The sequence below is a fragment of the Pseudomonas fluorescens genome (assembly GCF_001623525.1).
GTDB lineage: Bacteria > Pseudomonadota > Gammaproteobacteria > Pseudomonadales > Pseudomonadaceae > Aquipseudomonas > Aquipseudomonas fluorescens_Q.
Window position 1 is genome coordinate 4324107 of sequence record NZ_CP015225.1, and the last position, 14425, is coordinate 4338531.

Here is a 14425-nt window from a genome sequence, read left to right on the forward strand (position 1 = left end):
TCAGCTTTCCAGCAACCCATGCAACTCGACGAACTGCTGGGTCAGCTTGTGTCGCGGGTCCAGGTGGATCAGCGGCAGGCTGGCCTGGTGGGATTCGCGCATGCGCACCGAGCTGCTCAGGTACACCGGCAATACCGGCAGCCCTTCGGCGATCAATTCGTCGAGAATCTGCTGTGGCAGGCTGGCCCGAGCCTGGAACTGGTTGACCACGATGCCTTCGACTTCCAGGCCTTCGTTATGGTCGTCCTTGAGCTCTTCGATTTCCGCCAGCAGTCCGTACAACGCCTGTCGGGAGAAGCTGTCGCAGTCGAAAGGGATCAGCACCCGATCGGCGGCGATCAATGCTGAAACCGCATAGAAATTCAGTGCTGGCGGGGTATCCAGGTAAATCCGGTCGTAATCTTCCTCCAGCTCTTCGAGCAGTTTGCGCAGCTTGTTGATCTTGTGCTTGGCCTCAAGCTTGGGCTGCAGATCCGTCAGTTCCGCCGTGGCGGTGATGACGTGCAGGTTGTCGAACGGCGTTTCGTAGATATCCACCTTGTTCTTTTTCGAGAACGGCCCGGACGACAGGGTTTGCTTGAAGAAATCGGCAATACCCATGGGAATGTCATCGCCGGTCAAGCCAGTCAGGTATTGAGTGGAGTTGGCCTGGGCATCCAGGTCGACCAACAGCGTGCGATAGCCCTCGCTGGCGCTGACTGCCGCCAGATTGCAGGCGATGCTGGACTTGCCCACGCCACCTTTCTGATTGAACACCACACGCCGCATGTCAAAACCTCCGTGTATCAAAGATTCCCGAGTGTAGTAGGCAGCGACACCGCTTAGCTACCTTCCGCGTAGAAGGACTACAGCCACAGTGGCTTTTCCCACGATTCAGACGTCAATTCGCCCAGACCGTGACAGAAACAACCGACAGACAGACTCATGATGATCGCGACAATGGTCCAAGCCTGGCCTTGAGCGGACCAACTCGTACATTTCGCTGGACAAAATGTAACCAGCATTTGCTACAAGCCAATCGCACCGGGATAATGCGCGCCACTTGGGTCGCAAGGCCATGCAGGGTTGGACGCGGGTCAAACCACTGAACCGTGACAATAAAAGCCCGCAGGGGTGGGGTGAAGTTTGTGATCAATTTCAATATCGCCCAATGGCGCGCGTGGGCCCCTGGGCTCGAAAGCGTGGACGATTGGCAGGCATGGAGCCGACAGCCGGTCGTATTGCCGGCCAGCGATGCCGCCCCTGACGTTTCGTTCCTGCCGGCCATGCAGCGCCGGCGCCTCAGCCGCCTGGCGCGGATGGCCTTCAGTGTTGGCTGGCCGTTGGCCGAGGGCCGGCCGGACCTACCGTTGGTCTTTATTTCCCGCCACGGCGAAACCCCGCGCACTTTTGAGATTCTCAAGGACCTGGCAGCCGACCAGCCCTTGTCGCCGACCCAATTCAGCCTGTCGGTGCACAACGCGGTGATTGGCCTGTGGTCGATCATGCGCGGCGAAACCAGCGAAATGACCGCCCTGGCCGCTACCGGCGACGGCTTGGAACACGGCGTGCTGGAGGCCGTCGCGCTGCTGAACGAAGGATCGCCTGCGGTGCTGCTGGTGATCACCGAAGAGCAACCTCCGCAAGTCTATGCACCCTGGGTCGATGACGTTCCGTTTCCCTATGCCATGGGCCTGCTACTGACCCCGGGCGATGACTGGCAACTGGATCTCTGCGCGCAGGCCGGCCAATCGCCTGGCAGCGACTGGCCCCATGCCCTGGATCTGTTGCGTACCCTGCTGAACAATGAAACCACCTGCCAACATGCCTGGAAGAATCGTGTATGGACCTGGCAACGCAACCGGTGACGGGTAAATATCGCGACGCCTATTACTGGCGCCTGATCGCGACCGCCGCAAGCTTCGCCCTGTTCGGGCTGGGCGGGCTGTGCCTGCGTTTGCTGGTGCTCCCGTTGCTGGCCTGGTGGCCCGGCGATGCCCAGGCCCACCGGCAACGGGCGCGCCGCACGGTCGGGCGGTTGTTCTGGTTCTTTATCCGGTTCATGGCCCGTACCGGCGTGCTCACCTATCAGATCGATGGCGCCGAACGACTCGGTCGCCCTGGGCAGATGATCATTGCCAATCACCCGTCGCTGATCGACGTGGTGTTCCTGATCGGGCTGGTGCGCGACGCCAACTGCGTGGTCAAGCAAAGCCTCTGGGACAACCCCTTTACCCGGGGCCCACTGCATTCGACCCAATACATCAGCAACGACGGCAGCATGGACATGCTCGATGCCGCCAGCGACGCCTTGCAAGAGGGCCAGACATTGATCGTCTTCCCCGAAGGGACACGCACCCAGCCAGGCCAGGTGCCGGCCTTTCATCGGGGGGCGGCGGCCATCGCCCTGCGGGGTGCGAAAATCCTCACGCCCGTCACGATCAAGGTCTGCCCCACGACCCTGACCAAGGCTGAACCCTGGTATCGCATCCCCCTGCGCCGCGTGCACTTCAGTTTTCACGTCGGAGCCGATATAGACCCACAGGCGTTCGCCGCGCTCGGCCCGCCACCCCAGGCTTCGCGCAGGCTCAACGATTTTTTGCATCACTATTACATCAAGGAGCTCGCCGAAGATGAGCGATCTGCACCGTGACATCAAAAAGCTGATCATCGACGCCCTCGGCCTGGAAGACATAGACATCGACGACATCGGCGACCACCAGACGCTGTTCGGCGAAGGCCTGGGCCTGGACTCGGTGGATGCCCTGGAGTTAGGCCTGGCGATCCAGAAGGAGTACGGCATCAAGATAGACGCCGACGCCAAGGACACCCGTAACCATTTCAGCAATGTGGCAAGCCTTGCGGCCTTCGTCACTGCAAAAAGCGTAGCCTGAGACCAGACCATGCAAACTCGTGACGATATTTTCCACACCCTGCGCGATGCTCTGGTCGAGCTTTTCGAGCTGGACCCTGAGCGTGTGACGTTGGAATCGAACCTGTACCAGGACCTGGAAATCGACAGCATCGATGCGGTCGACCTGATCGACCATATCAAGCGTCAGACCGGCAAGAAAATCGCCGCCGAAGAATTCAAGTCGGTGCGCACCGTCAATGACGTGGTCGAGGCGGTTTATCGACTGGTCCAACCGGCCGCATGACCCGGCTGATTGGCCTTGGCCTGCTGCTGGCGGGCCTGCTCTACCCCTTTGCGGTGTATTTCGGCATGGAGCACTTTGCCCCGTGGCAGTTCGGACTGCTGCTGGGCAGCCTGTGGCTGGCCCGGGCGTTGCTTGGCACAGGCGGGGCCGGCAGCCGCTGGATGGCGGCCACGGCGATCGTGTTTTGCATATTGCTCGCGCTGTTCGACAGCCCGCTCCTGCTGCGCTGGTACCCGGTGCTGATCAGCGCGTTCATGCTTGGGCTGTTCGTGCTGAGCCTGAAATACGGCCCGCCAATGATCGAACGCCTGGCCCGCCTGCGCGAACCGCAGTTGCCGGCCAAGGCGGTGGTGTATACGCGCCAGGTCACGGTGGCCTGGAGTGTGTTTTTCCTGTGTAACGGTTTGCTCGCCGCCGCCCTCACCCTCTGGGCGCCGCTGAGCTGGTGGATGTTGTACACCGGCCTGATTTCCTACGGATTGATGGGGCTGCTGTTTGCCATTGAATGGCTCATACGACAACGGGTAAGAGGCCGCCCATGAATTGGATAACGCTTGAGCAGATGCTGCTCAAGACTCAGCCGGAACGCACCGTTGCGGTCGATCCGGCGCTGAATCACTCGCAACTGCGGGACGCGGCGTTGCGCCTGGCGGCCGGCCTGCAAGCTCGGGGGGTGCGGCATGTGGCGGTGCACCTGGAAGATGCCGCCGACCTGGCCGTCGCCCTGCTTGGTGCCTGGCGCGCCGGGGTCCGGGTCCTGCTGCCCGCCGACCTGCAAGCGCAGACACGTCAGCGTTGGGCGGCGGACGTGGATCTGTGGCTGACCGACCAGCCCGGCGATGCACATCCCGGCGACCTGCAACAAGCGCCGATGGACGCCGCCGAACTGGACCTCGATCACTGCTGGCTGAGCCTGTGCACCTCGGGCTCCAGCGGCGAGCCCAAGCGCATCGAGAAAACCCTGCGCCAGTTAAGCAACGAGGTCCAGGCCCTGGAACACCTGTGGGGCGCCGACCTGGGCCCGGCCTGCATGATCGGCAGCGTTGCTACCCAGCACATCTACGGGTTGCTGTTCCGGGTGCTGTGGCCGCTGTGCGCCGGGCGTGCGTTCGTGCGTCGGCAACTGGCCTTCCCGGAAGACCTGCAACGTGCCAGCCGTGAGCAACTGGCCTTCGCCTGGGTCGCCAGCCCGGCGCTGCTCAAGCGCATGGGCGATAACCTCGATTGGCCAGCCCTGAGCAGCGTGCGCCGGGTGTTCTCCTCTGGCGGCGCCTTGCCCCCCGAGGCAGTGCAAAGCTTGCAGCAGCGCCTGGGGCAATGGCCCACGGAAATTTTCGGCAGCTCGGAAACAGGCGGCATTGCCTGGCGCCAAGGTGGCGGATTGTGGCAGCCCTTTGCCGGCGTCGAGCTGAGCCAGGACAGCGACGGCGCCTTGCTGATCGCATCGCCCTATCTGCCGGTTGGGCATGTGGAACACACCGCCGACGCGGCGCGGATCGCCGAAGACGGCCGTTTCGAGCTACTCGGGCGACTGGACCGTATCGTCAAGCTAGAAGAGAAACGCATCTCCCTGCCCATGCTGGAACACGCGTTGGTGACCCACGACTGGGTCAGCGAAGCGCGACTGGGCGTGGTGCAGGAGAATCGCGCCTCCCTTGGCGCGCTACTGGTGTTGAGCGATGCCGGCCTGGGCGCCTTGCGCAACCAGGGTCGGCGCGCCGTGACCGAGGGCCTGCGCCGGCACCTGAGCGAACATTGCGAAACCCTCGCCCTGCCACGGCGCTGGCGCTGGCTGCGGCAGTTGCCGCTCAACGCCCAGGGCAAGCTGCCCCAGGCCGAGGTCGAGGCGCTGCTGATGGCGCCACGCCCCAAGGCCCCCGACGTGTTGGCGCAAGTCGAAACCGATGGTGAGTGGAGCCTGCAACTGGTCGTGCCGCCCGATCTGGCGTACTTCAGCGGCCACTTCCCCACCGCGCCGGTACTGCCGGGCGTGGTGCAAGTCGATTGGGCCTTGAGCCTGGGGCGCCAACTGCTGGACCTGCCGCCTCGGTTCGTCGGCATGGAAGTGCTGAAATTCCAGCAACTGGTGCGCCCGGGCGATGACATCCAATTGCACCTGCGCTTCGACCGCGAGCGCGGCAAGCTGTACTTCGCCTACCGCAATGACACGGCGGCCTGCTCCAGCGGGCGGATTGTATTGGGGGAAAACAATGCCTAGGCATCTGCACAGATCACTGTGGCGAGGGAGCTTGCTCCCGCTGGGCTGCGAAGCAGCCCCTGGTGCTACAAGAGCGAGTGCTTCGCACTCGAGCGGGAGCAAGCTCCCTCGCCACAAAGTGCACCTTAGCCACCGAGACATGCCGCATGCATAACCCCTGCGCCGTCATCCCGGTCTACAACCACGAAACCGCCATCTCGGCGGTGGTCCAGGCGTTGCTCGCCAACGGACTGCCCTGCGTGCTGGTGGATGACGCCAGCAGCCCGGCGTGTGCCGCCGTGCTCGACCGGCTGGCAGAGGGCGAGCGGGTTCATCTGGTCAGGCTAGCCGTCAACGAGGGCAAGGGCGGCGCGGTGATGACTGGCCTGCGCGAGGCTTCGCGCCTGGGTTTCAGCCACGCCTTGCAGGTGGACGCCGACGGGCAGCACGACCTTGGCGACGTGAAAGCCTTCATCGAACAATCCCGTGCCCACCCGGACGCGGTGATCTGTGGTTATCCGCGCTACGACGCCAGTGTGCCGAAAGGTCGCCTGTACGCGCGCTACCTGACCCACGTGATGGTCTGGATCAACAGCCTATCCTTGCAAATCCGCGATTCCATGTGCGGCTTTCGGGTCTATCCCCTGACACCGACCCTGGCGCTGATCGACTCGGCCAATATCGGCAAGCGCATGGATTTCGATTCGGACATTCTCGTGCGCCTGGCCTGGCGCAATCAGCCGATGCGCTGGCTGCACACGCGGGTCCATTACCCCCAGGACGGGGTCTCGCACTTTCGCCTGTTCCACGACAACGTGCTGATTTCCAGCATGCACACCCGGTTGTTCTTCGGCATGCTCGTGCGCTTTCCCCTGATTCTCTGGCGACGGTGGCGAGCATGAGCCCTCAGGAAGACAAGCAACACTGGGCCGACCGCCAGGAGCGCGGCAGTTTCTGGCTGATGAAACTCACCGCAGTCGCTGCCAAAGTGCTAGGCCGGCGCTTGCTGACTCCGGTGCTGTACGGCATCGTCCTGTACTTCTTCATTTTCGGCCGCAGCGCGCGCCAGGCGGCCTGGCAATATCAGCAGCGCCTGACCGACTGGAGCGCACGTCCCGAGCTGCACCCGAGCCACTGGCGGGTGTTCGGCCAGTTCATGGCGTTTGCCGACTCCCTGCTGGACAAGCTCGACGTCTGGAACGGCAAGCTGAGCATCGACCAGATCGAAATCGTCGATAAGGCACTGCTGCGCAATCACTTGCGAGACACCCGCGGGCAAATGCTGGTGGGCGCTCACCTGGGCAACCTGGAAATGTGCCGGGCCCTGGCCGAGCTGGGCGAGAAAGTCACCATGAACGTGCTGGTGCACACCAAGCACGCCGAGCAGTTCAACCGCTTGCTGGGCGAAGCCGGTGCCACGCACCTGCGGCTGATCCAGGTCAGCGAGCTGGACCCGGTGATCATGTTGCAGTTGAGCGAACGCCTGGAGCGCGGCGAGTGGCTGGCAATTGCCGGCGACCGCGTACCGCTGCACGGCGGGCGCAGCGTGACTGTGGACTTCATGGGTCAGCCGGCCGCTTTTCCCCAGGGCCCCTGGCTGCTGGCCGGCCTGCTGAAATGCCCGGTCAACCTGCTGATGTGCCTCAAGCACGAGGGGCGCTATCGCGTCACCCTCGAACCCTTCGCCGATGCCGTGGTGTGGAAACGCAACGACCGCGAGCAAGTGATTGCCCACTGGGCTGGCCGCTACGCCGAGCGCCTGGCGCAATACTGCCTCCAGGCCCCCCAACAGTGGTTCAACTTTTACCCTTTCTGGAAGACCGATGACGATGCCCACTCTTGAGCCGGTAACCTTCGGCGAACGCCCTTTGCGCATCGAAGATGTGCTGGCCCTGGCCAACCGTCAGGCACCGACGCAGTTGCAGGATGACCCGGCGTTCCGCCAGCGCATCGCCAAGGGTGCGCAATTCCTCGATTCCTTGCTGGACAAGGAAGGCGTTATCTACGGCGTGACCACCGGTTACGGCGACTCCTGCGTGGTGGCCGTGCCGTTGCACCACGTCGAGGCCCTGCCGCGTCACCTGTATACGTTCCACGGCTGCGGCCTGGGCAAGCTGCTCGACGCCCAGGCCACCCGTGCGGTGCTGGCGGCGCGTCTGCAGTCGCTGTGCCACGGCGTGTCCGGGGTGCGGGTGGAACTGCTGGAACGCCTGCAGGCCTTTCTTGAACACGACATCCTGCCGTTGATTCCGGAAGAAGGCTCTGTGGGCGCCAGTGGCGACCTGACGCCGCTGTCCTACGTCGCCGCCACGCTGTCCGGCGAACGGGAAGTGATGTTCCGTGGCGAACGGCGATTGGCCGCCGATGTGCACCGCGAATTGGGCTGGACCCCGCTGGTGCTGCGGCCCAAGGAAGCCCTGGCGCTGATGAACGGCACCGCCGTGATGACCGGCCTGGCCTGCCTGGCCTTCGCCCGGGCCGATTACCTGTTGCAACTGGCAACCCGCATCACTGCGCTGAACGTCGTCGCCCTGCAGGGCAACCCGGAACATTTCGACGAGCGCCTGTTCGCCGCAAAGCCGCACCCGGGACAGATGCAAGTCGCCGCGTGGCTGCGCAAGGACCTGGCCATCGACGCGCCGACCGCGCCGTTGCATCGCCTCCAGGATCGCTACTCCCTGCGCTGCGCGCCCCATGTGCTTGGGGTATTGGCCGACAGCCTGGGCTGGCTGCGCGCGTTCATCGAAACCGAACTCAACAGTGCCAACGACAACCCGATCATCGACGCCGAAGCCGAGCGCGTACTGCACGGCGGGCATTTCTACGGCGGGCATATCGCCTTCGCCATGGACAGCCTGAAAAACCTGGTGGCCAACGTCGCCGACTTGCTGGATCGCCAGCTCGCGCTGCTAGTGGACGAGCGTTACAACCATGGCCTGCCGAGCAACCTGTCCGGCGCCAGCGCCGACCGAGCGATGCTCAACCATGGCTTCAAGGCCGTGCAGATCGGCACCAGCGCCTGGACCGCCGAAGCCCTGAAAAACACCATGCCGGCCAGTGTGTTCTCGCGCTCCACCGAGTGTCACAACCAGGACAAGGTGAGCATGGGCACCATCGCCGCCCGGGACGCCATCCGCGTACTGGAGCTGACCGAACAAGTCGCCGCCGCGACCTTGCTGGCCGCCAACCAGGGCGTATGGCTGCGCAGCCGCGCCGAAGACGCCCGCCCACTGCCGCCGGCCCTGGCCGCCATGCACGAGCAACTGGCCGAGGATTTCGCCCCAGTCATCGAAGACCGCGCCCTGGAAGGCGAACTGCGCCTGTGCTTGCAACGCATCGCCGAGCAACACTGGAGGCTGCATGCGTAGCCAAGGTGTTTTGCACGTCGACACACACATCGTGGTGCCGTTCTTCGATGTCGATTCGATGAACGTGGTCTGGCACGGCCACTACATCAAATATCTGGAAGTGGCCCGCTGCGCCTTGCTCGACCTGATCGGCCACAACTACAACGACATGCTCGAATCCGGCCACGCATGGCCGATCATCGACCTGCAACTGCGCTACGTGCGCAGCGCCGTGTTCGGCCAGGCCCTGACCGTGCGTGCCAGTCTGGTGGAGTGGGAAAACCGGCTGAAGATCAATTACCTGATCAGCGACGCAACCACGGGCGAGCGCTTGACCCGTGCCAGTTCGGTGCAAGTGGCCGTGGACCTCGCCAGTCGCGAAATGCTGCTGGCCTCGCCCCGGGTCTTTGTCGAAGCCGTGGAAAGGAAACTGCCATGAAGCGCCTGTCAGTCTGGCTGTTGCTGTGCTGCCTGGCACCCCTGGCCCAGGCGTTCGACTTGCAACAGTTGAGCGACCAACTGGCCCGCCCGGAAGTGATCCACGGGCAGTTTATCCAGGAAAAACACCTGCGCGCCCTGCCCCAGCCCCTCACCAGCAAGGGACGCTTCGTGCTGGCGAAAAACCATGGACTGCTGTGGCTGCTGCAAACCCCGCTGCAACAGGACTACCGCATCACCGCCCAGGGCATCGCCCGGCGGGATGGCAACGCCTGGCAGATGCTGCCGAACAAGAGCGCCGGCGCCGAGCAGAACCGCTTGTTCCTGGCGGTATTGCAGGGAGACAGCACAGGCCTGCAACGGGATTTCGAACTGAGCCTGTCGGGCGAGCCGCAACAATGGAAGCTCACCCTGACCCCGCGCTCGGTGCTGCTCAAGCAGGTTTTCAACCAGATCAACATCGACGGCGGCGAACTGGTGCAGCGCATCGAACTGCTGGAAACCCAAGGCGACAGTACCGTGCTACGCATGCAGGACAGCAACAGCGCACAACCCTTGAGCGAAGCGGAGCAACATGATTTTGCCGAGTGAACGGATGCTGCCCCGGCTGTTCCTGATCCTGCTGCTGGCGGTGCTGGCGCTCGCCGGTTGGCAATGGCGCAACGGCGCGCCGTTGTCGGCCAATCTCATGGAGCTGGTGCCGGGCACGTCGCCCGATGCCCTGGAACTGATCGCCGAACAACGCATGCAGGAGCCGCTCAATCGCGAGATGCTGGTACTGGTCGGCCACACCGATCGCCAGCAGGCCATCGCCTTGGCGCAAACCCTCGGCGAGCAATGGCAGGCCAGCGGTCTGTTCGACAAGGTGCAGTGGACGTTGCAGGCCGACTTGCCGGCGCTGCGCACGCAATTGCTCAACGGGCGGCTGGCGATGCTCTCGGCGGCGGACCGGCAGCAATTGATCGAGCAGCCCCAGGCGTTCATCCAACAACGGGTGCAGGCCCTGTTCGACCCGTTCAGCGGCTTCAGCCTGGTGCCGAACCAGGACGACTGGCTGGGCCTGACCGGGCGCATCCAGAACAGCCAGCCACAACGCGGCGCGATCAAATTCGACATCGGCAGCGGTGCGTTGGTCGCCGATGCCGACGGTAAAAGCTGGGTGATGCTGCGGGCCCGCGCCCAGGGCAACGCCTTCGACATGAACCTGCCGCTGCAAGTGGCCGAGCTGCTGCAACGCAGCCGCGACCAGGCGAGCCAGGCCCAAGGTCAACTGCTGGCGGCGAGCGGCCTGCTGTACGCCGCCAGCGGCCAGCAACAGGCGTCGCGGGAAATCACCTGGGTCGGCGGTGGCGCGACCGTCGGCATCTTGCTGTTGCTGTTGCTGGCCTTCCGGCGCCTGCGAGTGTGGCTGGCGTTCGTGCCGGTGCTGGTGGGCGTGCTGTTCGGCGCGGTGGCCTGCGTGGCCTTGTTTGGCCGCATGCATGTCATGACCCTGGTCCTGGGTTCCAGCCTGATTGGCGTGGCCGTGGATTACCCGCTGCACTACCTGTCCAAGAGCTGGAGCCTGAAGCCATGGCGCAGCTGGCCGGCCTTGCGTCTGACCCTGCCGGGGCTGAGCCTGAGCCTTGTGACTACCTGTATTGGCTACCTGGCCCTGGCCTGGACGCCCTTTCCGGCCCTGACCCAGATCGCGATATTTTCCGCCGCTGGCCTGGTCGGCGCTTACCTGAGCGCCGTCTGCCTGCTACCGGCGCTGCTCAAGGGCGCAGAGTTGCGTCCCGCCCAATGGCCGCTCCAAGTCTGCCAATACCTGCTCAAGGCCCGCGAAGCCCTGCTGAAACGGGTACGCACGCCGGCCCTGCTGATGTTGTTGCTGATGTTCTGCGCGGGTGGGCTCTGGCACCTGACCCCGAAAAACGACATCCGCCAGTGGATCGGCACGCCCCAGCACCTGACCGACGAAGCCCGCGACATCGCGCGCATCACCGGTTTCCAGCCCACCAGCCAGTTCTTCCTGATCCGCGCCGACGATCAATCCCAACTGCTGGAGCGCCAGACCGCCCTCAACGAGCGGCTGGATCAGTTGATCGGCCTGGAAAAGCTCCAGGGCTACCTGTCGCTGAACCAACTGGTCAGCCCACCCGCCGAACAACAGAAAGTGCGTGAGGCCCTGGGGCGCTTGCCAGCCGTCTGGCAACCGCTACTGGACCTGGGCGTCCCGGTCGCTGCGCTGCAAGCGGAACTGGCGCAATTACAGGCCCTGCCGGTGACCGACATTGACGCCGCACTGGCAGGTCCGCTGGCCGAGCCGTATCGCACACTCTGGCTCGGACCAACAGCGCAAGGCGTCGCGGCGGTGGTCAGCTTGCAAGGTTTGAACGATGCGGCGCTGCTGCGGATACAGGCGGTGGATCTGCCAGGCGTACAACTGGTGGATCGCCTGGGCGACCTGAACCGGGTCTTCGCCGCCACGCAGGTCAGCGCCGCCGAGTTGAAACTGGCCTCCTGCGTGCTGATTGTGCTGGTGCTGATCTGGCCGTTTGGCGTCGGCGGCGCCTTGCGCATCGTGGCACTGCCGCTGCTGGCTGCGCTGTGCAGCCTGGCGAGCCTCGGCTGGCTGGGGCAGCCACTGACCTTGTTCAGCCTGTTCGGCCTGTTGCTGGTGACGGCCATCGGCGTCGACTACGCGATCCTGATGCGCGAACAGATCGGCGGTGCCGCCGTGAGCCTGCTGGGCACGTTCCTGGCGGCGGTCACCACCTGGCTGTCGTTCGGCCTGCTGGCGCTGTCCAGCACACCGGCGGTGAGTAACTTCGGCCTGGCGGTGAGCCTGGGGCTGGCCTTCAGCTTCATGTTGGCGCCCTGGGCCGGACAACAAGCCCACGCGGCGACGGTCGCGGAGCCCGCCCAATGATGACCCTGCTGTTCTGGCTCATGGCCCTGGGGCTGTTCGCAGTTGCCACACGCCTGGGCGCTCGCTTCGGGTTGATCCCGATTGTCAGCCAGTTGTTGCTGGCGACCTTCGGCCTGCCGCTGCTGATGTATTTCTGGATCGAGCCGGGCTGGCAGCTCAGCGGCGCGCAATTGGTGTCGCCGGTGTGGCTGAAGAACCTCTACAGCCTCGCGTTCGCGCTGTTGCTGGGGCATATCCTCAGCGACGTGATCGACCTGCGCCTGGACCGCCAGAGCGTGAAAATCGCCCTGCCAAGCTTCGTCGTTCCGTTCGCCTGCGGTCTGGCGACAGCGTTCTGGTTGCTGCCGCCCCAGCCCTGGATCAGCTCCCTGGCGGTGGGACTGCTGTTTGCGATCACAGCGATCCCTGTGCTGTATCTGTATCTGCGTCACATCGATTACCCACCCGCCGCCACTCGGCGACTGGTGCAAACGGCGATCCTGATCGACCTGGCCTGCTGGAGCCTGTTCGGCCTGGCCCAGGGCAGTCTCCACCTGGGCAGCCTGCTGTTGCCGATGGCCGGCGCCTGCGTGCCGCTGCTGTTGCGCCTGGTTGGCCTGCGCCAGCCGTTGCTGTACAGCGGCGTGTTTTTTGCCCTGCTGGTGGTGGCCGAACACTACCGGCTCAATGCACTGATCGTCGGCATCGGCTATCTGCTGTGCATGGCCGCGCTCAAAGTGCCCTTGAGGCTGCCGTTCAATATCGCCTGGATGCAGGGTTTGCAGACGTACCTGGCGATCCCGCTGATTCTCACGTTCGGCATTGTGCAGATCGACGTCCACAGCGCCATGAGCAGCCTCGACTGGGTGCAATTGACGGCGTTGCTGCTGTTGCCCATTGCCAGCAAACTATTGGGCAACTGGCTGGGCCTGGGTTGGGCCGCCGCGTCATTCGCCGGCGCCAGTCGCTGGCGCGAAAGTATCCTGCTGAACATTCGCGGCTTGAGTGAAATCGTGTTCCTCAATCTGCTCTTGCAACAACAGCTCATCAGCCCCGCGTTGTATTTCACGCTGATGCTGATGGGGCTGATCGCCACATTGCTGCCGGCCGTGACCGGTTTGCACAGTATTCCCTCGATTGCCGTCCCGGCCAGGAGCTCCAGTGCCAACAGTTGAAATGGAACGTCGACAGGTCGTCATCATTGGCGCAGGCCCTTCCGGCGCCATCGCCGCCGCGCTGCTCAAGCGCAAGGGCCATGAGGTGCTGGTCATCGAGCGCCAGCATTTCCCCCGGTTCTCCATCGGTGAGAGCCTGTTGTCCCATTGCCTGGATTTCGTCGAAGAAGCCGGCATGCTCGACGCGGTGAATGCCGCCGGGTTCCAGCGCAAGAACGGCGCCGCGTTTGCCTGGGGCGAGCGCTACAGCGCCTTCGATTTCGGCGATACCTTCAGCAACGGCAAGCCCACGACCTTCCAGGTGCAACGCGCCGACTTCGACAAGTTGCTGGCCGACCAGGCCGCCCTGCAAGGCGTGGAGATCCGCTACGGCCAAGCGATCACCAGCGCCGACTTCAGCCTCGCCAAACCACAACTGGGCGTGCAGCGCGAAGATGGCAGCGAGTACTGTGTCGAGGCCGACTTCGTGCTCGATGCCAGCGGCTATGGCCGAGTCCTGCCGCGCCTGCTGGACCTCGAAGCCCCGTCGAATTTCCCGGTGCGCCAAGCAGTGTTCACGCACATCGAGGATCGCATCGACGCCCCAGCGTTCGATCGAGAAAAGATTCTGATCACCACCCACCCGAGCAAGCGCGACGTGTGGTTCTGGACCATTCCGTTCAGCGGCGGGCGCTGCTCGGTGGGCGTGGTCGCGGCGGCGGAACATTTCGCCGGCCGCACCGACGATCTCGATGCCTGCCTGCGCGGTTTCATCGACGAAACCCCAAGCCTGGCCGGCGTGTTGAAGAATGCCGTGTGGGACACCCCGGCGCGGACCATCGGCGGCTACTCGGCCAACGTCAAGACCCTGCACGGCCCAGGCTTCGCCCTGCTGGGCAACGCTGCGGAATTTCTCGACCCGGTGTTCTCCTCCGGCGTGACCATTGCCATGCGTTCGGCGAGCATGGCCGCCGACGTGCTCCACCGTCAGTTGCAAGGTGAGAGCGTGGATTGGCAAAGCGAGTTCGCCGAGCCGCTCAAGCGCGGCGTCGACACCTTCCGCTGCTATGTCGAGGGCTGGTACGCCGGCACCTTCCAGGACGTGATTTTCTACACCGAAGGCTCGGACGACATCCGCCGCATGATCAGCTCGATCCTGGCCGGCTACGCTTGGGATCAGCGCAACCCGTTCGTCAGCGAACCCAAGCGGCGCCTGCGCATGCTCTCGGAAATCTGCGCGAGCCCGGCGCCATGAGTCA

Annotated in this window: 15 protein-coding genes; 14 read left to right on the plus strand and 1 reads right to left on the minus strand. The window is 64.0% G+C overall.

The features are described 5' to 3' along the window. Positions 1 to 768, minus strand: a complete 768-nt coding sequence (locus TK06_RS18545; protein WP_063323262.1) for a ParA family protein — start codon at positions 766 to 768, stop codon at positions 1 to 3. A gap of 359 nt (positions 769 to 1127) precedes the next feature. Between TK06_RS18545 and TK06_RS18550 the strand changes: the two genes are divergently transcribed. The 14 genes from TK06_RS18550 (at position 1128) to TK06_RS18615 (ending at position 14421) form a co-directional block, all read left to right on the plus strand. Continuing rightward, positions 1128 to 1847 carry a beta-ketoacyl synthase chain length factor gene (locus TK06_RS18550; RefSeq protein WP_063325179.1) on the plus strand — a complete coding sequence of 240 codons (720 nt, stop codon included), beginning with the start codon at positions 1128 to 1130 and terminating at the stop codon, positions 1845 to 1847. Beyond that, positions 1823 to 2632 (plus strand): lysophospholipid acyltransferase family protein, encoded by an 810-nt coding sequence (locus TK06_RS18555; protein WP_063323263.1) that lies wholly within the window; start codon positions 1823 to 1825, stop codon positions 2630 to 2632. Before TK06_RS18550 ends, TK06_RS18555 begins: the two co-directional genes overlap by 25 nt. Beyond that, complete coding sequence (locus TK06_RS18560; RefSeq protein ID WP_063323264.1) at positions 2613 to 2873, plus strand: phosphopantetheine-binding protein; 261 nt, start codon at positions 2613 to 2615, stop codon at positions 2871 to 2873. Before TK06_RS18555 ends, TK06_RS18560 begins: the two co-directional genes overlap by 20 nt. Positions 2874 to 2882: 9 nt before the next feature. Continuing rightward, positions 2883 to 3137 (plus strand): acyl carrier protein, encoded by a 255-nt coding sequence (locus TK06_RS18565; RefSeq protein ID WP_003197040.1) that lies wholly within the window; start codon positions 2883 to 2885, stop codon positions 3135 to 3137. Then, on the plus strand, positions 3134 to 3679 hold the full coding sequence (locus TK06_RS18570) for a hypothetical protein (RefSeq protein WP_063323265.1): 546 nt from the start codon (positions 3134 to 3136) through the stop codon (positions 3677 to 3679). Before TK06_RS18565 ends, TK06_RS18570 begins: the two co-directional genes overlap by 4 nt. Continuing rightward, positions 3676 to 5355: an acyl-CoA synthetase family protein gene (locus TK06_RS18575; protein ID WP_063323266.1), complete on the plus strand. Its 1680-nt coding sequence runs from the start codon at positions 3676 to 3678 to the stop codon at positions 5353 to 5355. Before TK06_RS18570 ends, TK06_RS18575 begins: the two co-directional genes overlap by 4 nt. Before the next feature lie 146 nt (positions 5356 to 5501). After that, the gene (locus tag TK06_RS18580; protein WP_063323267.1) at positions 5502 to 6236 is read left to right on the plus strand and encodes a glycosyltransferase family 2 protein; all 735 of its coding nucleotides are present in this window, start codon (positions 5502 to 5504) and stop codon (positions 6234 to 6236) included. Further along, on the plus strand, positions 6233 to 7177 hold the full coding sequence (locus tag TK06_RS18585; RefSeq protein WP_063323268.1) for a glycosyl transferase: 945 nt from the start codon (positions 6233 to 6235) through the stop codon (positions 7175 to 7177). The genes TK06_RS18580 and TK06_RS18585 overlap by 4 nt, the downstream gene beginning before the upstream one ends. Continuing rightward, on the plus strand, positions 7158 to 8702 hold the full coding sequence (locus TK06_RS18590) for an HAL/PAL/TAL family ammonia-lyase (protein ID WP_063323269.1): 1545 nt from the start codon (positions 7158 to 7160) through the stop codon (positions 8700 to 8702). The genes TK06_RS18585 and TK06_RS18590 overlap by 20 nt, the downstream gene beginning before the upstream one ends. Then, the gene (locus TK06_RS18595; protein ID WP_063323270.1) at positions 8695 to 9120 is read left to right on the plus strand and encodes an acyl-CoA thioesterase; all 426 of its coding nucleotides are present in this window, start codon (positions 8695 to 8697) and stop codon (positions 9118 to 9120) included. The genes TK06_RS18590 and TK06_RS18595 overlap by 8 nt, the downstream gene beginning before the upstream one ends. Then, positions 9117 to 9710, plus strand: a complete 594-nt coding sequence (locus TK06_RS18600) for an outer membrane lipoprotein carrier protein LolA (protein ID WP_063323271.1) — start codon at positions 9117 to 9119, stop codon at positions 9708 to 9710. Before TK06_RS18595 ends, TK06_RS18600 begins: the two co-directional genes overlap by 4 nt. Further along, positions 9694 to 12033, plus strand: a complete 2340-nt coding sequence (locus tag TK06_RS18605; RefSeq protein ID WP_063323272.1) for an MMPL family transporter — start codon at positions 9694 to 9696, stop codon at positions 12031 to 12033. The genes TK06_RS18600 and TK06_RS18605 overlap by 17 nt, the downstream gene beginning before the upstream one ends. After that, complete coding sequence (locus TK06_RS18610; protein WP_063323273.1) at positions 12030 to 13187, plus strand: hypothetical protein; 1158 nt, start codon at positions 12030 to 12032, stop codon at positions 13185 to 13187. The genes TK06_RS18605 and TK06_RS18610 overlap by 4 nt, the downstream gene beginning before the upstream one ends. Then, the gene (locus tag TK06_RS18615) at positions 13174 to 14421 is read left to right on the plus strand and encodes an NAD(P)/FAD-dependent oxidoreductase (protein WP_063323274.1); all 1248 of its coding nucleotides are present in this window, start codon (positions 13174 to 13176) and stop codon (positions 14419 to 14421) included. Before TK06_RS18610 ends, TK06_RS18615 begins: the two co-directional genes overlap by 14 nt. Positions 14422 to 14425: the final 4 nt, after the last annotated feature.

What these genes read in the sequence shown, in the direction of transcription:
- TK06_RS18610 (WP_063323273.1), top strand. Translation starts at nt 12,030, where the DNA reads ATGATGACCCTGCTGTTCTGGCTCATGGCCCTGGGGCTGTTCGCAGTT.
- TK06_RS18565 (WP_003197040.1), top strand. Translation starts at nt 2,883, where the DNA reads ATGCAAACTCGTGACGATATTTTCCACACCCTGCGCGATGCTCTGGTC.
- TK06_RS18580 (WP_063323267.1), top strand. Translation starts at nt 5,502, where the DNA reads ATGCATAACCCCTGCGCCGTCATCCCGGTCTACAACCACGAAACCGCC.
- TK06_RS18600 (WP_063323271.1), top strand. Translation starts at nt 9,117, where the DNA reads ATGAAGCGCCTGTCAGTCTGGCTGTTGCTGTGCTGCCTGGCACCCCTG.
- TK06_RS18590 (WP_063323269.1), top strand. Translation starts at nt 7,158, where the DNA reads ATGACGATGCCCACTCTTGAGCCGGTAACCTTCGGCGAACGCCCTTTG.
- TK06_RS18570 (WP_063323265.1), top strand. Translation starts at nt 3,134, where the DNA reads ATGACCCGGCTGATTGGCCTTGGCCTGCTGCTGGCGGGCCTGCTCTAC.
- TK06_RS18545 (WP_063323262.1), bottom strand. Translation starts at nt 768, where the DNA reads ATGCGGCGTGTGGTGTTCAATCAGAAAGGTGGCGTGGGCAAGTCCAGC.
- TK06_RS18575 (WP_063323266.1), top strand. Translation starts at nt 3,676, where the DNA reads ATGAATTGGATAACGCTTGAGCAGATGCTGCTCAAGACTCAGCCGGAA.
- TK06_RS18605 (WP_063323272.1), top strand. Translation starts at nt 9,694, where the DNA reads ATGATTTTGCCGAGTGAACGGATGCTGCCCCGGCTGTTCCTGATCCTG.
- TK06_RS18595 (WP_063323270.1), top strand. Translation starts at nt 8,695, where the DNA reads ATGCGTAGCCAAGGTGTTTTGCACGTCGACACACACATCGTGGTGCCG.
- TK06_RS18560 (WP_063323264.1), top strand. Translation starts at nt 2,613, where the DNA reads ATGAGCGATCTGCACCGTGACATCAAAAAGCTGATCATCGACGCCCTC.
- TK06_RS18555 (WP_063323263.1), top strand. Translation starts at nt 1,823, where the DNA reads ATGGACCTGGCAACGCAACCGGTGACGGGTAAATATCGCGACGCCTAT.
- TK06_RS18585 (WP_063323268.1), top strand. Translation starts at nt 6,233, where the DNA reads ATGAGCCCTCAGGAAGACAAGCAACACTGGGCCGACCGCCAGGAGCGC.